Origin of the sequence: Bradyrhizobium sp. cf659 (genome assembly GCF_900113725.1) — a bacterium.
Taxonomy (GTDB): domain Bacteria; phylum Pseudomonadota; class Alphaproteobacteria; order Rhizobiales; family Xanthobacteraceae; genus Bradyrhizobium.
The window spans coordinates 129,239-149,311 of sequence record NZ_FOQJ01000010.1; the positions used below are offsets into that span (position 1 = coordinate 129,239).

General features: G+C 65.3%; 20 protein-coding genes. 4 read left to right on the forward strand and 16 right to left on the reverse strand.

What is annotated here, in order from left to right; all coding sequences use genetic code 11:
- Nucleotides 1–177: 177 nt before the first annotated feature.
- The 14 genes from lnt to murJ all read right to left on the reverse strand — a co-directional run bounded on the left by lnt (nt 178) and on the right by murJ (nt 12,965).
- Nucleotides 178–1,791: an apolipoprotein N-acyltransferase gene (lnt, locus tag BM118_RS31050; RefSeq protein WP_092190437.1), complete on the reverse strand. Its 1,614-nt coding sequence runs from the start codon at nt 1,789–1,791 to the stop codon at nt 178–180.
- Entirely contained in the window at nt 1,788–2,906 is a 1,119-nt protein-coding gene (locus BM118_RS31055) for a hemolysin family protein (RefSeq protein ID WP_244550279.1), read from the reverse strand. Before BM118_RS31055 ends, lnt begins: the two co-directional genes overlap by 4 nt.
- A gap of 1 nt (nt 2,907) precedes the next feature.
- Nucleotides 2,908–3,396 carry an rRNA maturation RNase YbeY gene (gene ybeY, locus BM118_RS31060; RefSeq protein WP_235885657.1) on the reverse strand — a complete coding sequence of 163 codons (489 nt, stop codon included), beginning with the start codon at nt 3,394–3,396 and terminating at the stop codon, nt 2,908–2,910.
- A gap of 83 nt (nt 3,397–3,479) precedes the next feature.
- The gene (locus BM118_RS31065) at nt 3,480–4,475 is read right to left on the reverse strand and encodes a PhoH family protein (protein ID WP_092190441.1); all 996 of its coding nucleotides are present in this window, start codon (nt 4,473–4,475) and stop codon (nt 3,480–3,482) included.
- A 64-nt stretch (nt 4,476–4,539) separates the two neighbouring features.
- Complete coding sequence (gene miaB / locus BM118_RS31070) at nt 4,540–5,937, reverse strand: tRNA (N6-isopentenyl adenosine(37)-C2)-methylthiotransferase MiaB (protein WP_092190443.1); 1,398 nt, start codon at nt 5,935–5,937, stop codon at nt 4,540–4,542.
- A gap of 168 nt (nt 5,938–6,105) precedes the next feature.
- Nucleotides 6,106–6,264 carry a hypothetical protein gene (locus BM118_RS41840; protein WP_177234862.1) on the reverse strand — a complete coding sequence of 53 codons (159 nt, stop codon included), beginning with the start codon at nt 6,262–6,264 and terminating at the stop codon, nt 6,106–6,108.
- A 263-nt stretch (nt 6,265–6,527) separates the two neighbouring features.
- A complete protein-coding gene (locus BM118_RS31080; protein ID WP_092190445.1) occupies nt 6,528–7,211 on the reverse strand; it encodes an HAD family hydrolase in 684 nt (227 codons plus the stop codon).
- Nucleotides 7,212–7,667 carry a Fur family transcriptional regulator gene (locus BM118_RS31085; protein ID WP_027546806.1) on the reverse strand — a complete coding sequence of 152 codons (456 nt, stop codon included), beginning with the start codon at nt 7,665–7,667 and terminating at the stop codon, nt 7,212–7,214.
- A gap of 38 nt (nt 7,668–7,705) precedes the next feature.
- Complete coding sequence (gene rimI, locus BM118_RS31090; RefSeq protein WP_027546805.1) at nt 7,706–8,191, reverse strand: ribosomal protein S18-alanine N-acetyltransferase; 486 nt, start codon at nt 8,189–8,191, stop codon at nt 7,706–7,708.
- Nucleotides 8,188–8,883, reverse strand: a complete 696-nt coding sequence (tsaB, locus tag BM118_RS31095) for a tRNA (adenosine(37)-N6)-threonylcarbamoyltransferase complex dimerization subunit type 1 TsaB (protein WP_092190447.1) — start codon at nt 8,881–8,883, stop codon at nt 8,188–8,190. The genes rimI and tsaB overlap by 4 nt, the downstream gene beginning before the upstream one ends.
- Nucleotides 8,884–8,964: 81 nt before the next feature.
- Complete coding sequence (locus tag BM118_RS31100; RefSeq protein WP_092190449.1) at nt 8,965–9,534, reverse strand: NifU family protein; 570 nt, start codon at nt 9,532–9,534, stop codon at nt 8,965–8,967.
- A gap of 150 nt (nt 9,535–9,684) precedes the next feature.
- On the reverse strand, nt 9,685–10,179 hold the full coding sequence (locus BM118_RS31105; protein ID WP_177234863.1) for a universal stress protein: 495 nt from the start codon (nt 10,177–10,179) through the stop codon (nt 9,685–9,687).
- A gap of 107 nt (nt 10,180–10,286) precedes the next feature.
- Nucleotides 10,287–11,339, reverse strand: coding sequence for a tryptophan--tRNA ligase (gene trpS / locus BM118_RS31110; RefSeq protein ID WP_092190453.1), 1,053 nt, complete (start codon nt 11,337–11,339; stop codon nt 10,287–10,289).
- A gap of 93 nt (nt 11,340–11,432) precedes the next feature.
- On the reverse strand, nt 11,433–12,965 hold the full coding sequence (murJ, locus tag BM118_RS31115; protein ID WP_092190455.1) for a murein biosynthesis integral membrane protein MurJ: 1,533 nt from the start codon (nt 12,963–12,965) through the stop codon (nt 11,433–11,435).
- Between the two features lie 124 nt (nt 12,966–13,089).
- On the opposite strand from murJ, the gene BM118_RS31120 reads away from it, so the two are divergent.
- Nucleotides 13,090–14,091 carry an adenosine kinase gene (locus BM118_RS31120; protein ID WP_092190457.1) on the forward strand — a complete coding sequence of 334 codons (1,002 nt, stop codon included), beginning with the start codon at nt 13,090–13,092 and terminating at the stop codon, nt 14,089–14,091.
- 250 nt (nt 14,092–14,341) lie between these two features.
- Here BM118_RS31120 and BM118_RS31125 read toward each other — a convergent pair whose 3' ends face one another.
- Nucleotides 14,342–15,535: a serine hydrolase domain-containing protein gene (locus BM118_RS31125; protein WP_177234864.1), complete on the reverse strand. Its 1,194-nt coding sequence runs from the start codon at nt 15,533–15,535 to the stop codon at nt 14,342–14,344.
- 348 nt (nt 15,536–15,883) lie between these two features.
- Here BM118_RS31125 and BM118_RS31130 point away from each other — a divergent pair, with 348 nt between their 5' ends.
- Both BM118_RS31130 and BM118_RS31135 read left to right on the forward strand, forming a co-directional pair.
- Complete coding sequence (locus BM118_RS31130; protein WP_092190461.1) at nt 15,884–16,204, forward strand: hypothetical protein; 321 nt, start codon at nt 15,884–15,886, stop codon at nt 16,202–16,204.
- Nucleotides 16,205–16,386: 182 nt separating this feature from the next.
- A complete protein-coding gene (locus BM118_RS31135; RefSeq protein ID WP_092190464.1) occupies nt 16,387–17,880 on the forward strand; it encodes an NAD-dependent succinate-semialdehyde dehydrogenase in 1,494 nt (497 codons plus the stop codon).
- Between the two features lie 151 nt (nt 17,881–18,031).
- On the opposite strand, the gene BM118_RS31140 is transcribed toward BM118_RS31135, so the two are convergent.
- On the reverse strand, nt 18,032–19,357 hold the full coding sequence (locus BM118_RS31140) for an NAD(P)/FAD-dependent oxidoreductase (RefSeq protein WP_092190466.1): 1,326 nt from the start codon (nt 19,355–19,357) through the stop codon (nt 18,032–18,034).
- Between the two features lie 235 nt (nt 19,358–19,592).
- Here BM118_RS31140 and BM118_RS31145 point away from each other — a divergent pair, with 235 nt between their 5' ends.
- Entirely contained in the window at nt 19,593–20,069 is a 477-nt protein-coding gene (locus tag BM118_RS31145; protein WP_092190468.1) for an Lrp/AsnC family transcriptional regulator, read from the forward strand.
- Nucleotides 20,070–20,073 lie beyond the last annotated feature (4 nt).

Here is a 20,073-nt window from a genome sequence, read left to right on the forward strand (position 1 = left end):
GCCTCAGGTGCCAGCATCATAAAAATCAGACCCTCTTATTGGGAAACATTGCGGAGAAATTTAGCAATGCCCACTGTCTTTTGCAGCCGGCGCAGAATGAGGAACCCGCGTGCAGTCTGTCAACCGTGGGACCACGGTTGTCAAAGGATTCCGGCCGCTTCGGCGTTGACGGCGGGATCAGGGGTGCCGTTTGGTCACGCGTCGGCGGACCGCGAGAAGCACGGCCACCGCGACGAGCACGGCCGCAGGCACGTCGCCGACCCGCGCATAGATCGTCGGCGGGATCGCGGCGGGCAGGCTTGCATCCAAAATGCCTTCGACGCCGAGACCGAGGCTGGCGATGGTTCGTCCCACCGGATCGATCACCGCGGAGATGCCGGTATTGGCGGAGCGGACCAGCGGCAATCCAAGTTCGATCGCGCGCATCCGCGCCTGCTCCAGATGCTGATAGGGGCCGGTCGAGATGCCGAACCAGCCGTCATTGGTGAGGTTCACGATCCAGCCCGGACGTTCGTTGCGACCGGCAACCTCGCCGGGAAAAATTGCTTCGTAGCAGATCAGCGGCAGCGCGGACGGCGCGCCGGCGACCGGCAGTGCATGCCGCACGGTGCCGGCGATAAAACCGCCGCGCACACGCGTTAGCTGCTCGAAGCCGAGCTTCTCCATCAGGCCCTGGTAGGGAAGAAATTCTCCGAACGGCACCAGATGCAGCTTGTCGTAGACCGCGAGCACGCTGCCGTCGTGATCGATCACGTAGATCGAATTATAGGCACGCGTGATCGGCGTTCCCCGCGGCAGATCGGGCGCGCGGACCGAACCCGTGATCAGCACCGTGCCCTTCGGCAGAAGCTCGGCGATCTCTGCCATCGCGTCGGCTTCGCGGGTCAGGAAGAACGGAAAGGCGGATTCCGGCCAGATCAGGATGGTGGCATCGCGCACGCCGGTCGATTGCGGTCCGGAGGCGCGGTCCGACAGCGCCAGGTATTTCTTCATCACCTCCGCCTTGGCGGCGTAGTTGAATTTCGCGTCCTGCTGGAGGTTCGGTTGCATCAGGCGCAGCTTGGCGCCCGCGACCATCGTGGTCGGATGCAGCGACAGGCGGATCGCGCCGAAGATGCTCATGACAACCAGAAGCGCGACCGCCGCGGCCGGCGCGCGCCAGGCCACGCGGCGATCGGGCGTGCGGTCGATCAGCGTCGCGGGGCTCGCAAAGATCGCGACCGTCAGGAATGTCATCCCCCACAGGCCGATCAGCGACGCCGTCTGCGCCAGCGGCAACGGCTCGGACAGCGCATAGCCGAACGCGTTCCAGGGAAAGCCGGTCAGCGCGTGACCGCGCAGCCATTCGGCGATGGTGAGGCTCGCCGCGAGCGCAAGCACGCGCGTGGCGTTCTTGGTCCAGAGCAGGCGGGCCAGCGCAAAGCCGGTCGCCGTGAAGATGGACAGATAGGCCGGCAGGCCCAGCACGGCGAACGGCGTCAGCCAGGCGAACACATCGGCGTCGACGAAGAAGGCGTAGCCGATCCAGTACAGGCCGGGCACGAAATAGCCGAGCCCGAACCAGTAGCCGGTCAGCGCCGCGGCAGGGATGCCGCGATATCGTCCAGCGCCGGCGCCGTCGATCAGCCAGACCAGCACCGGGAAAGTAATGAACAGCACCGGGAAGGCGTTGAACGGCGCCAGCGCCAGCACCGACAGTGCGCCGGCGGCCATGGCGAGGAGGGCGCGCTTCCATCCCCAGGTGAGGATGATGGCAAGAGCAATCTGACGGAGACGCTGGAATGCGCTCACTGTGGGCCGGTCCCGTCGCTTGGCGGCGGGGTCGGCGTGTCACTGGCCGGCGGTTGACCGCTCTCCGGCGCGGCTTCGCGGCGCCGGCTCTCGCGCTGGGTGCGCGGCGCGGGGCGTTCCTTTCGCGTCGAGATGCGCAGCCGCTTGACGCGGCGCGGATCGGCATCGAGCACCTCGACCTCGTAATTGCCGGGGCCCGAGATCACCTCGCCGCGCACCGGCAGGCGCCCGACGAAGCTGACGAGATAGCCGCCCAGCGTCTCGACTTCCTCGCCGGCCTCGCCGGTGACGAAATCCGCACCGATCACCGTGCGGACGTCGTCGAGGCTGGCGCGGGCGTCGGCGATGAAGGCGTTGTCCGGAAGGCGCACGATCGAGGGCGGCTCGTCGCTGTCGTGCTCGTCGTCGATCTCGCCGACGATCTGCTCGACGATGTCCTCGAGCGAGACCAGCCCGTCGCTGCCGCCATATTCGTCAACCACCAGTGCCAGGTGGATGCGCGTGGCCTGCATCTGCGCGAGCAGGTCGATCGCCCGCATCGACGGCGGCACGTAGAGCAGCTTGCGGATGATGCGCGCGTCCTCGAGCGGCATCGCGAGATCGACGGTACGAAGGTCGAGGCCGGCCGGCAGCGGCTTCTTGCGCTTGGTCTTGGTGGCCTCCGACACACGCGCACGCGCGGTCATGAACGCGAGCAAATCGCGGATGTGGACGATGCCGACGGGATCGTCGAGCGTCTCGTTGTAGACGACGAGGCGCGAATGGCCGGCGCTTTCGAAGCGGTCCATCAGCTCGCCGAGCGATATGTCGCGCTTCACCGCGATGATGTCGGCGCGATGCACCATGACGTCGGCGATGCGGCGCTCGTGCAGACCGAGGATGTTGCGCAGCATGGTGCGCTCAACCGCCGAGAAGCCGGTGTCGTCGGGCGTCGTGGCGTCGAGCACGACCTGGAGATCGTCGCGCACCGATCCCGCCTTCCAGCCGAACAGCGTGCGGATCGCGCGCAGCAGCCAGCCCTCGGCGGTCGGACGCATGACCTCGCCTGATGTCACCACAACCGGCAAGTTGGGCGTGTTGCGGGGATTGTCGTGGATCGGGTCGGAATCCGGCATCTCAGTGCGTCCCCGGGCGGTCGGCATAGGGATCGGGAATGCCGAGATGGGCGAGGATCTGCGTCTCCAGCGCTTCCATCTCCTCCGCGTCGTCGTCGTTCTCGTGGTCGTAGCCGATCAGGTGCAGGAAACCGTGCACGGCGAGATGGCTCAGATGGTGGTCGAACGGCTTCTTTTCCTCGTCCGCCTCGCGCCGCATGGTCTCGTAGGCGATCGCGATGTCGCCGAGCATGCGCGGCGCATCGCCTGGCTTCCATTCGCCCTCGGGCTGGAGTGCGGGAAACGACAGCACGTTGGTCGGCTTGTCGATGCCGCGCCAGTTGCTGTTGAGCGTGCGGATACCGGCATCGTCGGTCAGCATCACCGCCACTTCCGCCTCCGCGACGTCTTCGTCGACACTCTCGGCGGCAGCCGCGACCGCGCGCTGGATCACGGCTTCGGAATCGGGTTCGCGCTGCCAGCAATCGGCGACGACGAGGACCTCGGTCATGGGAAGGTTGGGGTGTGACATTGTCTTTGTTCGGAACGAAAAGGCGCTTGCGTCCGCGCCCATATGGTCCGGCTGTTGTCCCGTCAGGATTTACCGGTCGCCGGCCGCTGCGGCGACCCTTCATAGGCGGCGACGATCCGCGCCACGAGCTCGTGGCGGATCACGTCCTCGGCTTTGAAATGAACTTGTGCAATGCCTTCGACACCGTCCAGCAGGCGGGTTGCCTCGGCGAGGCCCGAGGTCTGGCCGTTCGGCAGGTCGATCTGCGAGGGGTCGCCGGTCACGATCATGCGGCTGTTCTCGCCGAGACGGGTCAGGAACATCTTCATCTGCATCGACGTGGTGTTCTGCGCCTCGTCCAGGATGATGGCGGCGTTGGTCAGCGTGCGGCCGCGCATGAAGGCGAGCGGCGCGATCTCGATCTCGCCGGTCTGGAGCGCCCGCTCGACGATGCGCGCGTCCATGAGGTCGTAGAGCGCGTCGTAGATCGGGCGCAGATAGGGATCGACCTTCTCGCGGAGATCGCCGGGCAGGAAGCCGAGGCGCTCGCCGGCTTCCACCGCCGGGCGCGACAGGATGATCTTGTCGACCTCCTTGCGCTCGAACAGTTGCGCGGCATGCGCGACCGCGAGCCAGGTCTTGCCGGTGCCGGCCGGACCGATGCCGAACACCAGCTCGTGGCGCTTCAGGGCGCGGATGTAGGAGTCCTGTGCGGCGGTGCGCGCGCGCACCGGGCGTTTGCGCAGATTGATGCTGTCGAAGGTCGACTTGGCCGACTTGGCGTCGAACTCGAACAGCGAGCCCTGCGCGATCACGGCGCGGATCGCGCCTTCGACTTCGCCCTGGTCGAGATCCTGCCCCTTCACCGCCTGGGCGTAGAGCACCTCCAGCACGCGGCGCGCGGCATCGCAGCCGTCGCGCGTGCCGCCGATGGTGATGTGGTTGCCCTTGGAATCGACGATGACGCCGAGCCGTCGCTCGATCTGCGCGAGGTGCTGGCCGTAGGGGCCGACCAGTGCGGATGCGGCGCGGTTGTCGTCGAAGTCGATGACGACCTGGGTCTCGGGCGGAACTTGCATGTCGCGGTCAAATTTGCGGCTGGGAGCGATAGAAGACGAATCCGATGCGCTTTTTGGCAAGGGTTCAGGCTCCAGTGGCGATGGATGATAAAGCGGGCTCGCGCGCAACGCGCGCTGTGGCGATCTCGCCGAGGAAGCTGTAGCGCTCGAGGCTGTCGATCCGCACCGGCAGGATTTGTCCGATGATGTCGGGCGGGGCCATCACATGCGCGGGCTGGAGGAAGGCGGTGCGGCCGACGATCTGGCCGTCCTTGCGCGCCGGACGCTCGAACAGCACGTCGACGGTTGAGCCAATCGCGGCCTTGTTAAAGGCCGATTGCTGGCTGTCGATCAGTTCCTGGAGCCGCTCCAATCGCTGGTCCATCTCGGCGGGGGACACCGTCTCCTGCATGTCCGCGGCCGGCGTTCCCGGCCGGGCGGAGTATTTGAACGAATAAGCCGCAGCGTAGCCGATTTGCGTGACAAGCGCGAGGGTGGCGAGAAAATCTTGCTCGCTTTCCCCCGGGAAGCCCACGATAAAATCTGATGAAAAAGCAATGTCTTGGCGCGCGGCCCGGAAACGGTCGATGACACGCCGATAATCATCGGCGGTATGTTTGCGGTTCATGGCCGCCAGAATCCGGTCCGAGCCCGACTGCACCGGCAGGTGCACGAACGGCATCAAGGCCTCGAGATCACGATGGGCCGCAATCAGACTGTCATCGACGTCGCGCGGATGGCTGGTCGAATAGCGCAGCCGCGCGATGCCGGGAATCCCTGCCAGATGTTCGAGCAGCCGGCCGAGCGGCCAGGTTTTTCCGTCCGGTCCCTCGCCATGATAGGCGTTGACGTTCTGCCCGATCAGCGTGAGCTCGCGCACGCCGTTCTCGGCGAGCCGCTTCACGTCGTCGACGATCCTTGCCACCGGGCGCGACACCTCGGCGCCGCGCGTATAGGGCACGACGCAGAAGGTGCAGAACTTGTCGCAGCCTTCCTGCACCGTGACGAAGGCGGAAATGCCGCGCGCGCGGATCGCGTCGGGCTTCGGCTGGGCAAGGAAGCCGAACTTGTCGGCGGCGGGAAATTCGGTCTCGATCGCGCGGCCTTCGTTGCCGGCCCGTTTCAGCAGCTCCGGCAGGTGATGATAGCTCTGCGGGCCGACCACGACGTCGACCACCGGCGCCCGGCGCACGATCTCCTCGCCCTCGGCCTGCGCCACGCAGCCTGCGACCGCGATCTGCATCGCGCGGCCCCCGCGGGCGGCCTCGTCCTTGGCGACGCGCAGCCGGCCGAGCTCGGAATAGACCTTCTCGGAGGCTTTCTCGCGGATATGGCAGGTGTTGAGGATGACGAGGTCGGCGTCCTCTGCGCTGGCCGTCTCCACGAATCCTTCCGGAGCCAGCGTGTCCACCATGCGCTGGGCATCGTAGACGTTCATCTGGCAGCCATATGATTTGATGTGCAGCTTGCGCGGCGGCGTCATGGAACCCGAAAATGGAGGTGGAGGACGGCCTTCAGATATAGGCTGGAGGGGGGAAAATCCAGCGAATGGAGCCTCACGAAGGGCATTCGGGTCGCCGCCAAATGGGGGTAAACCCGGAACTGGCTTCAAAATCGACCGGAATGGGCCTCGCTTCGCGTGGATTTCACGCTACACGCGAGGAGTGGCGAGCCATTCTCGCCAAAACGCCTCCTGCGCGTCGACCGAGGCCGGGATCACATCGGGCCCAGAAGTGAAGATTTCGACGAGGTCGGCCATGCGCGCATGGACGCCTTTCTTCATCCGATATGCCTTGAGCCCCGCGCCCATGTCCCTCGCCATTCCGGACGGATACACGTTGAGGCTGGCGCCGTAGCAGAGAACGGGATGAGGCCCTCGGGCTCGAGCTGACGGCGGATCAGGCACAGCGCCTCGAAGAAATCGGGGGCCGCGGCTTCGATCGTCTTTCCGCGGTAAGCGCAGGTCAGCTTGCAGACGGGACCGATTTCGTACTCCGTGAACACGGCTCTTTCGTCGTCACCGGCGCCGATCAGAGCGATGTCGTGTTGCCCGTCCATGGTCTCGACACGCGCTTATGACTGAAGCTCGGGCAAATCCAGCCTTCGCCGGACCAGCTCCGGCAGTTGCCGCATATCGTCGAACGTCAATCCGGCTCCGGCCGCACGCAGCCGTTCGGCGTGACCTGGTGGGCAATGGCTGCCGCCGTGAAAGCCCAGCACGGTCATCCCGGCGGCGTGTGCGCCGGTCACGCCGGGGACGCTGTCTTCGATCACGACGCACCGCTCCGGCGCGACTTTCATCTGTTCGGCGGCAAACAGGAACAGATCGGGCGCGGGCTTGCCGCGTGCGACCTGGCTCGCGGAAAAGATGTTCGGGGCGAGCAGGTCGTAGAGCCCGGCGCACGTCAGGCCGTGATGGATCTTGTCCGGCGTGCCGCTCGATGCGACGCATTTCGGCAGATCGATTGCGGCAATCGCCGCGGCCACATGGATGATCGGCTGCAAATCGCTGGCGTAGAATTGCAGCGTGGCCGCATTCACCTGGCTCTCGAGATCGTCGGGGAGACTGCGGCCGATTTCCTGCTCGACCATCCGCCGCGCGTCCTTCTCGGATACGCCGAGAAAGCGGACCAGCACCTGCTCCGAGGTGATCGGATAGCCGTGGCGGCTCAGCACATCCGCATGCGCGCGACAGGAGATCACCTCGCTGTCCACGAGCACGCCATCGCAATCGAAAATGATGAGGTCGACGGGCACTTAGCTTGTGGGCTTGTCGTCGTCGAGCGGAACGCAATAGAGCTCGAGCCGGTGATCGACCAGCTTGTAGCCGAGCTTGCGGGCGATCTCCGCCTGCAGCTTCTCGATCTCTTCGGAGGTGAACTCGATCACCTTGCCGTCGCGCAGATTGATGAGATGGTCGTGATGGCTGTCGCGCATCGTCTCGTAGCGCGCGCGTCCCTCGCGAAAGTCATGGCGTTCGATGATGCCGGCATCCTCGAACAGCTTGACGGTGCGATACACGGTCGAGATCGAGATCTTGTCGTCGACGGCGACACAGCGCCGGTACAATTCCTCGACGTCGGGATGATCGACCGCCTCCGCGAGCACGCGGGCGATGACGCGGCGCTGCTCGGTCATGCGCATGCCGGTGGCGGCACAGCGCGCCTCGATGCCGGACGACTTGGATGCAGAAGAAGGTTTCAGTGCGGTCATGATCTGTCTGCCTGACGGGGCGCTTTCTGCCATCAATGTTACGACAAGTCACGCCGCATCAGAAGGGCGTTCAATTGTTCCCCGTTCGGCTGCTTATAGTAGCGTTCGCGGCGTCCGACCACCATGAATCCGCACCCCGCATAGAGCCGCCGTGCCGGCTGGTTGTTTTCCTCGACCTCGAGAAATATCGTGCGCACGCCGCGTCCGGCGAGGTGGCCGAGATGGGTCATCAGCAGCGTGCGGGAGAGGCCGCGGCCGCGATGGGCCTGGTCGACCGCGATCGACAGGATCTCCGCTTCGTCCGCGCCGATCCGCGACACCGCAAAGCCGATGGTCTTGCGACCGAGGCGCAGCCGATGCACCAGCGTGTTGCGCTCGCTCATCATGCTCTCGAACTCGCCTTCGCCCCAGCCGTGCGCAAAGGAGGCGCCGTGAAGCTGCGCGAGCCGCGCGGCATCGCGCGCGGAAGCCGGCTCGACGGCGGCCGTGCCGCCGCGCCACCATTCCGACAACCAGCTCATCATGAGGTTGCGGCTTGAGCCGCGAGCGGGGGCTGCGTTGCCGGTTTTGCATCGGGTGCGCGCAGATAGAATGGCCGCGCCGGATTTGTCTCGGGATCGGCGGCAGCGCCAAGCCATGCGACCCAGCCGATGTCGGGCGCGGGCTGCGCATCCACCGCGACCGGCTGCGGTGCATCCTTCGGCCAGCGATCAGCGAGAATGTTGGCGGCATTGCCGACCAGATGCGGTGCGCCGAATTGCGAGGCCGCGATCGCCTCGTCGATGGGAGCAACGCCCGGCCGCACCAGCTGGCTACCGTCGCCGGCGACAATCTGGAAGTAGACGTGATCGTGCCGCGCATCGATCGCGGAGATCACCGGCGCCGATTTGCTCTGGCCGACGACGGTGGCGGCATAGGCCGATAACGTCGTCAGCCCGACGGCCGGCCGCTTGGCCGCGAGTGCAAGGCCGCGCGCCGCCGAAATGCCGACGCGGAGGCCCGTGAAACTTCCCGGGCCGACGGTGACGGCGATGCGGTCGAGTGCGGTGAAGGCGAGATTGGCCGATTGCATGACGCGCGCGATCATCGGCATCAGCGCCTCGGCGTGGCCGCGCTTCATGAGAAGCTGCTCCTGCGCAAGGAGCTCGCCGGCGTCGGTATCGAGCACGGCGGCCGCGCACGCTTCCAGCGCGGTATCGATGGCAAGGATCAGCATGGAAAAGCGGTTGGCGGTTGGCGAACAGCGAATAGTCTAGCCGATTGGAATCCTATTCGCCATTCGCTACTCACCTACCGCTCACATCGGCCGGACTTCGACCACGTCGGGTACGAAGTGCTTGAGCAGGTTCTGGATGCCGTGCTGCAGCGTCGCGGTCGATGACGGGCAGCCGGAGCAGGCGCCCTTCATGTTGAGATAGACGATACCGTCCTTGAAGCCGCGGAAGGTGATGTCGCCGCCGTCATTGGCGACCGCCGGACGCACCCGGGTCTCGATCAGGTCCTTGATCATGTCGACCGTCTCGGCATCGGCCTCGTCGAAGAACTCGTCCTCGTCGTCGAGATCGGCATCGCTTTGCGCGGCGCCGCCGGCGAGTAGCGGCGCGCCGGACATGTAGTGCTCCATGATGGCACCGAGGATCGCGGGCTTGAGCTGCTGCCATTCACCGTTCGCCTTGGTCACGGTGATGAAGTCCGATCCATAGAACACGCCGGTGACGCCGGGCACCTCGAACAGCTTCTCGGCGAGCGGCGAACGCGCCGCGGCTTCGCGGCTCGCAAATTCCATCGGGCTGCCGTCGACCACGACGCGGCCAGGAATGAATTTCAGCGTGGCGGGATTGGGGGTGGCTTCGGTTTGAATGAACATGGTTTTCTCCAGACGTCGCCGGTTCAAGGCCGGCGCGTGGCCTATCCACTAGCAGATGGCGACGGCGAACGCACGATCAAGGGGTGAGATGGCCGTTCCGTTGTTATATCAGCGGGTTACCCTCCCCTCCAGGGGAGGGTCAGAGGCGGCCTATGACAGCGAATCCACGCTTTGGTCGCTCAGCGCGCCGGAAACGATCGTCACGGGAACGGGGAACGTGCCCAGCGCATGCGTGAGCAGCGAGACCAGTGGCCCGGGGCCTTCCGCGCCGGGATTGGCGGCAAGCACCAGCATGGCGATGTCGGGGTCCTCGTCGATCACCGCGAGCAGCTGTTCCATCGACGCACCTTCGCGGATCACCCGTTCCGGCGTGATCGCGGCAATGCCGTTGGCGCGGCCGGCGGCGCGGTCGAGCGCGGCTTCCGCCGCTTCATGCGCCTCGGCGCGCATGATGTCGGCCACACCAAGCCATTCCTGGGTCTGCTGCTCGGGCTCGATGATGCGCAGCATCACCACGCCGCCGCCGGCGCGGATCGCCCAGCGGCTGGCGTAATAGACCGCGCGGTCCCATTCGGCGGTGTCGTCGACGATGACGAGGCATTTGGGCTTGTGACCCGGCTCGAAGCAAAGTCGCTTGCTGGTCATGCATGTCCCGGAATGTGCACGGCCGACATGCTGCCACACTCCCGCAACGTTTGGGAGAGGGAAGCGGCCGACGCCAGCGCGCCGGCCGCGGTTTGCGGATGCGATGATCAGCGCCGGCGGATGAAGCCGACGATGTCCTTCGAGAGGTTCATGGTCTCCTCGGCGATGGCGCGGGCCCGGTCAGAACCCTCGTTCAGGATCGCGTCGATATGGCCGGGGTCGGCGACGAGGCGCTTCATCTCGCCGGCGATCGGCGCGAGCTTGGTGACGCACAGCTCCGCCAGCGCATTCTTGAAGCTGGAGAACTGTCCGCCGCCGAAATCCCTGACCACGTCGGCCTTGGAGCGGTCGGAGAGCGCCGCGAAGATGCCGACGAGATTGTCGGCCTCGGGGCGGGCTTCCAGGCCCTTCTCCTCGGTCGGCAGCGGCTCCGGATCGGTCTTCGCCTTGCGGATCTTCTGCGCGATGGTGTCGGCGTCGTCGGTGAGGTTGATGCGCGAATTGTCCGAGGCATCCGACTTCGACATCTTCTTGGTGCCGTCGCGCAAGCTCATCACGCGCGTCGCCGGGCCCGTGATGAAGGGTTCCGGCAGCGGGAAGAACAGGCCGTCATTGGTGCCTTGGGCGCGAATCGAGTCACCGAAGTCGTTGTTGAACTTCTGCGCGATGTCGCGCGAGAGCTCGAGATGCTGCTTCTGGTCCTCGCCGACCGGCACGTGCGTGGCGCGGTACAGCAGGATGTCGGCCGCCATCAGCACGGGATAGTCGAACAGCCCGACCGAGGCATTCTCGCGATCCTTGCCGGCCTTTTCCTTGAACTGGGTCATGCGGCCGAGCCAGCCCATGCGCGCGACGCAGTTGAAGATCCAGGCGAGCTCGGCGTGTCCCGAGACCTGGCTCTGGTTGAACACGATGTGCTTGTTCGGATCGATGCCGCTCGCGATGAACGCCGCGGTCACCTCGCGGGTGTTGCGCGCGAGCTCGAGCGGGCCGCCCCAGACGTCCACGCCTTGCGTGATCGCGTGCATGTCGACGACGCAATAGATGCAGTTGTGGGTTTCCTGCATCTTCACGAAGTTGACGATCGCGCCGAGGTAATTGCCGAGATGCAGATTGCCCGTCGGCTGGACGCCCGAAAAGACCCGTTCAACGAATGGCATGGCAAGCTTTTCCTAGAAGGTACCGGCCGTCGTTTCCAACAGCGGCGCTGCCCCGTCAAGGGCAATTCGATAATCCTGCGCGCCGAGGTCGGGCTAGGCGGGCCGCCTCAAGGCGGCAGCCGCCTCGCGCCAGGAGGCCGCGCCGAGGGTTTGCAGGAGCAGGCCGTAGACGGCGATTCCGGCCGCGATCTGCACGCCCAGCACGATGAATTTGATGAGGCCATGCGCTTCGGCAGGCACCAGACCCGCGGTCAGCCAGAGCAGGGCGCCCATGGCGGAAGCGGCGAGCACGATCCGCGGCAGCCGCTTGCGGGCGCTCGCATCGACCGAGAAGCCGAATTCGCGCGTGCCCTTGCGCAGCAGCGAGAGCGCGCTGCTCCAGGCGCCGGCCGCGATGCTCGCCGCGATCCCGCTTGCACCGAAGAAATGGCCGAGGAGAACCGCAAGCGCGATCGCGACCACAAATCCCTTGGCCGTCGCCAGCAGCGGCGTCATCGTGTCGCTGCGGGCATAGAAGGCCGGCGACAGCGCCTTGATCAGCACATGAGCCGGCAGGCCCAGCGCCAGCCACATCAGCGCGCGCGCGGTAGCCGCGCTATCATCGGCGCCGAAGGCGCCATGCTCGAACAGCAGCCGCACGATCGGCTCGGCCAGCACGATCAGGCCGAGCGTTGCCGGCAGTGCGAGCCCGGTCGCAAGTTCCAGCGCGCGCGATTGCGCATGCGCCACCGCGTCGCGGTCGCCGCCGGTGACGGCGCGTGTGAGCTCCGGCACCAGCACCGTGCCCATGGCGACGCCGACGATGCCGAGCGGCAGCTCGATCAGGCGGTTGGCGAAATAGAGCCAGGAGACGGCAGAGGGCGTGGCCGAAGCGATGATCGCACCGGCCACCATCAGCCATTGCGGGCCCGAGCTTGCGATCATGCCGGGGATGGCCTTGGCGAAGAAGCCGCGCATCTCCTTGTCGAAGTTGACGCGCAACGGCGTGGCGAGGCGGCCGCTGCGCTGTGACAGCAGCATGGCGAGTTGCAGAAGACCAGCGATGCCGACGGTCGCCGCCAGTATCCACGCGGCGGAGGTTGCATCGGCATGCCAGCCGAGCAGCACCGCAATCGCGGCGATCAGGGCGATGTTGAACAGCAGCGGCGAGAACGCCGTGAGGGCAAAACGTCCTTGCGCGTTGAGCAGCCCCATCAGCACCGTGACGGGGCCGGCGAACGCGAGATAGGGCAGCATCAGCCGCGCGTTCTGGACGGCGAGATCGAGGGTGCCGCTACCGAGGAATCCCGGTGCGATCACCGTGATGATCAGCGGCATCAGCAGCGCAATGACGACCGAGATCGCGATCAGGGCCGCGCTGACCGTGCCGAGCACGCGTCCCGCAAAGGCGGATGCGGCCGCCTCGCCATCGCGGTCGCGGACGCGCAGCCAGGCCGGGACCAGTGCCGCGTTCAGTGCCCCTTCGCTGAGCAGCCGGCGCACCACGTTGACGAGCTGGAAGGCCGCCAGAAACGCATCCGCCACCGCGCCGGTGCCGAGCAGGGCGGCAATCATGGAATCGCGCGCAAAGCCGAGCAGCCGCGAGGCCAGTGTTCCCGTCGATACGGTCAGGAAGGAGCGGATCATTGCGTCTGCATAATACCGTGGCTTGCCCGCAAAGGCCGGGTCGTGATAGGCCGCGAGGCAGATTTCAGGCCGACAGGAAGCGGATTTTTCCGGCAATCGCAATCCGGCAACAGGATCAAGGTGAATGGCTGACGTGAAATATGACGTTCTCGGGATTGGCAACGCGCTGTTCGACGTCCTGGTCAGGACCGACGAGGCTTTTCTCGCCAAGCACGGCATGACCAAGGGCAGCATGTCCCTGATCGACGAGGCGCGGGCCGCCGCCATCTACCAGGACATGGGCCCGGCGACGGAAGTCTCGGGCGGCTCGGCCGCCAACACCATCGTCGGCATCGGCAGCCTCGGTGCGCGTGCCGCCTATGTCGGCAAGGTCAAGGACGACCAGATCGGCAAGCTCTACGTCCACGACATCCGCGCTGCCGGCGTCGCCTTCAACACGCCCGCCGCGAAGGACGGCCCCGCCACCGGGTGCTCGTACATCCTGGTCACGGGCGATGGCGAGCGCACCATGAACACCTATCTCGGCGCGGCGCAGGATTTGTCGCCGGCCGACATCGACCCCGCCGAGATCGCGAGCGCCGGGATCGTCTATCTCGAGGGCTATCTCTGGGACCCCAAGAACGCCAAGGAGGCCTTCGTCAAGGCGGCCAAGATCGCCCATGACGCCAGGCGCAAGGTGGCGCTGACGCTGTCGGATTCCTTCTGCGTCGATCGCTATCGCGACGAATTCCTGTCCTTGATGCGCAACGGCACCGTCGACATCGTCTTTGCCAACGAATCCGAGCTGCATTCTCTCTACACGACCTCGGACTTCGACACGGCGCTGAAGCAGCTGCGCAACGACGTCAATCTCGGCGTGGTCACCCGCAGCGAGAAGGGCTGCATGGTCGTCTCGGCGGAAGACGCCGTCGCCGCGCCGGCTTCCCCGGTCAAGCAAGTGGTCGACACGACAGGCGCCGGTGATCTCTTCGCCGCCGGCTTCCTCTATGGCCTGGCGCGCAACCTGCCGTACAAGCAGTGCGGCGAGATCGGCGCACTCGCGGCGGCCGAAGTGATCCAGCACATCGGCGCGCGTCCGCAAGTGTCGCTGAAGGAATTGGCCGGGCAGCGCGGGCTGACGGCGTAAGGCTCGCCTCTCCCCGTCATTGCGAGCGCAGCAATCCAGAATGTTTCTGCGGTGGCAGACTGGATTGCTTCGCTACGCTCGCAATGACGATGGGGAGGCACGCTCGTGCCTCATCCTCCGCTGTCATCGCCCGGCTTGACCGGGCGATCCAGTACTCCGAGACATCAGTGGTTGGTCGAGAAGCTGCGGCGTACTGGATTCCCCGCTTTCGCGGGGAATGACAGTTGTCGCGTGGTGAGAACAGCGTCCCTCACGCCGCCTTCTGCCCGCTGCCCGCATCGAGCCCGGCATAGACCCCGCGCTCAAATCCTGCGAACGCCTCCAGGCACTTTCCGTCCGCGAACGGCAACACCTGCATCAGGATCACGCCGGTGACGTCGCGCGCAGGGTCGATCCAGTAATAGGTGTTGGCGAGGCCCGCCCAGGCGAGACTGCCTGCGCTGCGCCCCTCGGCCGTCTTGGCGGTGTTGATGAGGAAGCTGAGGCCCCACTTCTTCGCCTGCTCCGGATAGAGATCGACGTCGTTGGTGTACATCGGCGCCACCGAAGTCATCTTGGTGACGTTGAGATCGCCGATGTGGTTCTGTCCCATCGTCGCGACCGTTTCGGCCTTCAGCACCTGGTTGCCGTTGCCGCGGCCCTTGTTGAGGATCATCTGCGTGAACTTGATGTAGTCGGCCGCGGTTGCATAGAGGCCGCCGCCGCCCATGCAAAATTCCGGCGCCTGCTCGAGCTCGAACGGGATCGATCCGAGCTGGCCGTCTTCGCCGCGTGCATGCATGCCGACGAGGCGCTTGCGCATGTCGTCGGTGATCTTGAAGCCGGTGTCGCCCATGCCGAGCGGGGCGAACAGATTGTCGCGCAAATACGCGTCCAACCGCTTGCCGCTGACGGCTTCCACCGCCTTGCCGACGAAATCGATATTGATGCCGTATTCCCAGCGCGTGCCGGGATCGGAGGCGATCGGCGTCTTCAGCGCGGCGTTCTGGCAGGTGATGATACCCGGCGTTCCGGTCTTCTCCAGATAGACGCCCATATCGCCGTTCCACATGTCGTAGCAGAAGCCGGCGGTGTGGGTCATGAGCTGGCGCAGCGTGATCGGTCCCTTGGCCGGCCGCAATTTCGGCTCGCCCTTGGCGTCAAAGCCTTCGAGCACCTGCGGCTTGGCGAGGTCGGGCAGCACGTCACCGATCGGCGCGTCCAGCGACAGCTTGCCCTGCTCGACCAGTTGCATTGCGCCCGCTGATGTCACCGCCTTCGTCATCGAGGCGATCCAGAACACGCTGTCCGTTGTCATCGCGTCGGGCTTGGACAGATCGCGCTTGCCGAACGCGCCCTGATAGAGCACGTCGTTACCGCTGGCGGCGATGGCGACGACACCGGGAATCTCCTTGGCGTCGCTTGTCTTACGCAGAATCTCGTCGATCTGGGCTTGGCTTCGCATACGCGTTTCCTCCGGTTTGATTATTGTTGGAAGTGATCGATTGTCCTCCTGCGTGCCCCGCGCGGCAAGCGCGTCCCGATGCCTCCGCCGGTCGCGATGTCGTGACTTGACGGCCCGCGCCCCGCGCAGGACGACAAGGCGGCTCAACTGCAACACTCCGTTACAATCTGCGGTGGATGACCGCGACAAACCGTGACCGTGGATGGGCTCAGGCGATATGTTTCGCGTGTTTGAAGCACCTGAAACATTTTGTGCGTTGCGGCGTTCGGCAACGGGCCCAATCAGCCGCGAACGTTATGACTTGATACAATTTTTGGCGGCCGGCACCGGCCGCGAGGGGGACCTCTGATGATTTCAACCTGGAGCGAATGGAAGCGCTATCCCCGTCCCGGACGGGGCGACAATCTCGAGGCGCCGATCTCGCCCGGCATTTACGAGGTCCGCATTGCCGGCAGCGGCGCGCTCTACTCCTTCGGTGCGGTTGACAATCTGGCGCAGGCGCTGGCGCTGCTGCCGGTCGGCTCGAAGTCGTGGTTTGGCCGCCGCGACACCTCGGGCGCTCCCGACCTCGAATACCGGACCTGCGCGACCTCCTCGAAGTCCGACGCCAAGGCCGCCGCCGAGCGCATGATCGGCCGGCGCGAGACCTATATGAGCGGCGCGGCCTGAACAACGACGAGACCAGGTTGACCTGCTGCAGCGGTCACGATGCCCCACCTCTCCCCGCCGGGAGAGGTAAGGGATCGTCGCTGCGAGTTTAGCTCCCATCTGATGTGCGTTGCGGGGCGGTGCATTGTGCGCCGTCTGTCCCTATATTCCGGGCCGATCCGAACGCTCCGAGGAGTAACGCCATGACCCCGACCGCCGCCGCACGCGCCCAGCATGCCACCACCGTCCTGCGCGACCGGTTGAAGGACCCCTCGCTGCTGAAGGAGGCTTGCTACATCGACGGCGCCTGGGTCGGCACGCCGGTCTTCGCCGTCAATAATCCCGCCACGGGCGTCGAGCTCGCAAAAGTTCCGCAGCTTGGCGCGGACGATACGACCAAGGCGGTCGAAGCCGCCGAGCGCGCCTTTCCCGCCTGGGCCAAGCTCACTGCCAAGCAGCGCTCCAACATCTTGCGCAAATGGTTCGATCTGATCGTCGCCAACCGCGAGGACCTCGCGCTGATCCTCACCTCCGAGCAAGGCAAGCCGCTCTCCGAGGCGCTCGGCGAGGTCGACATCGGCGCGGCCTACATCGAGTTCTTCGCCGAGGAAGCGCGCCGCGTCTACGGCGAGACCATCCCGACCCAGCGGCCCGATGCGCGGCTGCTCGCGATCAAGCAGCCGATCGGCGTCTGCGGCGCGATCACGCCGTGGAATTTCCCGAACTCGATGATCACGCGCAAGGTCTCGCCGGCGCTTGCGGCCGGCTGCACCGTGGTGCTCAAGCCCGCCAACGAAACGCCGCTGTCGGCGCTCGCGCTCGCAGCTCTTGCGGAAAAGGCCGGCGTGCCCAAGGGCGTGTTCAACATCATCACCGGCGATGCGCCGCCGATCGGCAAGGTGCTGTGCGAGCATCCTGCGGTCCGCTTCGTCGGCTTCACCGGCTCGACTGCCGTCGGCAAGATTCTCTACCAGCAGGCCTCCGTCGGCGTGAAGCGGCTCGGCCTCGAGCTCGGCGGCAACGCGCCCTTCGTGGTGTTCGACGACGCCGATATCGATGCCGCGGTCGAAGGCGCCATCGTCTCGAAATATCGCAACATGGGTCAGACCTGCGTCTGCGCCAACCGCCTCTACGCCCAGGACAAGATCTACGACGAGTTCGTGCAGAAGCTGTCGAAGAAGGTCGCGGCGATGAAGATTGGCGACGGCACCGAGAGCGGCGTGACGCAGGGCCCGCTGATCAACATGAAGGCGGTCGACAAGGTCGAGCGCCACATTGCCGACGCCGTGAAGCGCGGCGCCAAGGTCGTCACCGGCGGCAAGCGCAGCGAGCTCGGGCGCTCCTTCTTCGAGCCGACCGTGCTTGCCGACGTCAAGCCGGACTCGCTGGTGGCTCAGGAAGAGACGTTTGGCCCGCTCGCGCCGGTGATCCGCTTCAAGGACGAGGCCGACGTCATCGCGATGTGCAACGCCTCGCCGTTCGGCCTGGCCTCCTACTTCTACTCTCGCGATCTCGGCCGCGTCTGGCGCGTCGCCGAAGCGTTGGAGTCCGGCATGGTCGGCGTCAACACCGGCCTCATCACCACCGAAGTCGCGCCCTTCGGCGGCGTCAAGGAGAGCGGCCTGGGGCGCGAAGGCTCGCGTCACGGCATGGAAGAATATGTCGAGATCAAATACGTGATGATGGCGGGAGTGTAGGCGCCGTCATTGCCATGCCGACACGATAAGAACGAGTCGATCACGTCATAAGAACGAGTCGGTCGGCCGCGCCCAGAGCTGACCGAAGCGGCCTTGGAGTTTGTCGGTCTCGGTCTGACCTGGCGGTCAGCTCGGCCGAAGGCGCGTCGCCTTAGAAGTCCGACACTTTTCCAACACTGAGTCCTGTGAAGCGATCTGGCCGGTAAGGCCTTGGATCCACGATTGGCACCGCGCCGGTTAAGATGTCGGCGATCAGGTGGCCCGCCCCTGGACCGATGCCAAAGCCATGGCCGCTGAAGCCCGCAGCCAGTATCAAGCCGGGGAAACGCGACACTTCGCCAATGACTGGCACGCCATCAGGCGTCGAATCGATGTAGCCCGCCCATGCAGCCGTGATCTTCGTGTCCCTCAGCGCTGGTAGTAGCTCGAGGGCGCGTCGATGAGTGAGTTCGATCGTGCTTTGATCCGGCGCCGGATCGAGGATACGAACGCGCTCCATCGGGGTCGGGCCATCGAGGCGCCAACGGCGTAGCGTTTCATGTCCCGACCTCGCGCCTTCAAGGCCGCCGGGGAGCAGGCTGCGCCAGCGCCGCAAGAACATCGGCAGGAATTGAGGGGCAAAGCGGAGCTGCTGCGCAGTCGGATCGATGCGGCCGCGGCCGCTGATGGCGAGCGTATATCCACCATCGCTGCGTTTCGTGATTGAAACGGCGGAGGTGTGGAGCGCGTCCGGTAGGCCTTTTGCATTGCCCGAGACGGACAGGATGGACGATCGGATCGAAGCGAGCGGAAGGCGGATGCCGGCCTGATGGCAGAAGGACGAGGACCATGCGCCGCCGGCCAATATGGCGACACGCGTGCGAATTGCGCCGCGCTCGGTCACGACTGCGCTCACGCGGCCGCCCTCGGTCTCCAGCCCGCGAGCCGCACACATCTCGTGCACGGTGCCCCCGCGCCTGAGGATCGCCCGCGCCACCGCCGGCGCTGCATTGGCGGGATCGGCGGTGCCGTCGGTCGGCGAGAAGACGCCGCCCTTCCAGGCGCGCCCCGTCGCCACGCCGCGCTGCTTCGCCTCAGTCGAATCGAGCATGTGAGTGGTCACGCCAGCCGTTCGAGCGAAGTCGCGCCAGCGCGCCCAGCCCTCGAGTTCGGTCTCGTCGTTGCTGAGATACAGAAGGCCGCAGCGAGAGAAGCCTGTGCTCTCGCCGCTTTCAGCGCCAAAACGCTCCCACAAGTCCAGGCTCTTGGTCGCGATCGGCAGCTCGCGGGCATCGCGGTTCTGCTGGCGGCACCAGCCCCAGTTGCGGCTGGACTGCTCGGCTCCGATCCGCCCCTTCTCCACCAGCGTGACGCTAAGCCCTCGCAGGGTGAGATAGTACGCGGCGAAGACCCCGATGATGCCGCCTCCGATGACCACCACATCGGCGCTGGGAGGAAGGTCCTGCGAGGTCTCGATATGGCTGAGTGGCGCGGGCATCCTGGCTTCCTAGATTTCGCTGCTCGCAGCGTAAGTCGCCCGTCGGCGCGGACGGCGCTGGATTTGATGGCGGTCCAGCATTTTATGCTGTATCCTCGCTGTGCCACAAAACTGCGTCCTGCTCGCGCGATATGACGCCAGTGATGGGCTATGGATGCAGGATAAGTGAGCTTTCGGCTCTTTGTGCCAAATTTTCTGCTGTGCCTTCTGGCGCGTGCTCAACGGAGAGACACCAATGAAGCTGGATCGGATCGACATCAAGATCCTCCACGAGCTCCAAAAGAACGGCCGCATCACCAATGTCGAGCTCGCTGAACTGGTCAATCTGTCACCCAGTCCATGTCTCATGCGTGTGAAGAGATTGCAGACCGAGGGCTACATCGAGGGTTACGCGGCCCAGATCAACGTGCGCAAGCTGGGACAGACGTTGACCGTGTTCACCGAAGTTACGTTGAAGAATCACCGACAAATCGACTTTGCTCGTTTCCTGGGGGCGGTCGACAAGGTCGACCAGCTGATCGAATGCCATCTCGTTTCGGGAGGTTACGACTACATGCTGAAGTTCGTCACCGCCAGTATCGGCGAATATCAGACGATCATGGAACGCCTGACGGACATGGACATCGGCATCGACAAATATTTCAGCTTCGTCGTCCTCAAGTCGCCGATCGTGCGCTCGCAGATGCCGCTCACCAGCCTGTTTCCGGCTTGATTGC

Excerpts from the sequence above, each read along its gene's own strand:
- BM118_RS31055 (WP_244550279.1), bottom strand. The coding sequence starts at position 2,906 with ATGCCGGATTCCGACCCGATCCACGACAATCCCCGCAACACGCCCAAC.
- ybeY (WP_235885657.1), bottom strand. The coding sequence starts at position 3,396 with ATGACCGAGGTCCTCGTCGTCGCCGATTGCTGGCAGCGCGAACCCGAT.
- BM118_RS31065 (WP_092190441.1), bottom strand. The coding sequence starts at position 4,475 with ATGCAAGTTCCGCCCGAGACCCAGGTCGTCATCGACTTCGACGACAAC.
- miaB (WP_092190443.1), bottom strand. The coding sequence starts at position 5,937 with ATGACGCCGCCGCGCAAGCTGCACATCAAATCATATGGCTGCCAGATG.
- BM118_RS41840 (WP_177234862.1), bottom strand. The coding sequence starts at position 6,264 with ATGGGCGCGGGGCTCAAGGCATATCGGATGAAGAAAGGCGTCCATGCG.
- BM118_RS31085 (WP_027546806.1), bottom strand. The coding sequence starts at position 7,667 with ATGACCGCACTGAAACCTTCTTCTGCATCCAAGTCGTCCGGCATCGAG.
- rimI (WP_027546805.1), bottom strand. The coding sequence starts at position 8,191 with ATGATGAGCTGGTTGTCGGAATGGTGGCGCGGCGGCACGGCCGCCGTC.
- tsaB (WP_092190447.1), bottom strand. The coding sequence starts at position 8,883 with ATGCTGATCCTTGCCATCGATACCGCGCTGGAAGCGTGCGCGGCCGCC.
- BM118_RS31100 (WP_092190449.1), bottom strand. The coding sequence starts at position 9,534 with ATGTTCATTCAAACCGAAGCCACCCCCAATCCCGCCACGCTGAAATTC.
- BM118_RS31105 (WP_177234863.1), bottom strand. The coding sequence starts at position 10,179 with ATGACCAGCAAGCGACTTTGCTTCGAGCCGGGTCACAAGCCCAAATGC.
- trpS (WP_092190453.1), bottom strand. The coding sequence starts at position 11,339 with ATGCCATTCGTTGAACGGGTCTTTTCGGGCGTCCAGCCGACGGGCAAT.
- murJ (WP_092190455.1), bottom strand. The coding sequence starts at position 12,965 with ATGATCCGCTCCTTCCTGACCGTATCGACGGGAACACTGGCCTCGCGG.
- BM118_RS31120 (WP_092190457.1), top strand. The coding sequence starts at position 13,090 with ATGGCTGACGTGAAATATGACGTTCTCGGGATTGGCAACGCGCTGTTC.
- BM118_RS31125 (WP_177234864.1), bottom strand. The coding sequence starts at position 15,535 with ATGCGAAGCCAAGCCCAGATCGACGAGATTCTGCGTAAGACAAGCGAC.
- BM118_RS31130 (WP_092190461.1), top strand. The coding sequence starts at position 15,884 with ATGATTTCAACCTGGAGCGAATGGAAGCGCTATCCCCGTCCCGGACGG.
- BM118_RS31135 (WP_092190464.1), top strand. The coding sequence starts at position 16,387 with ATGACCCCGACCGCCGCCGCACGCGCCCAGCATGCCACCACCGTCCTG.
- BM118_RS31140 (WP_092190466.1), bottom strand. The coding sequence starts at position 19,357 with ATGCCCGCGCCACTCAGCCATATCGAGACCTCGCAGGACCTTCCTCCC.
- BM118_RS31145 (WP_092190468.1), top strand. The coding sequence starts at position 19,593 with ATGAAGCTGGATCGGATCGACATCAAGATCCTCCACGAGCTCCAAAAG.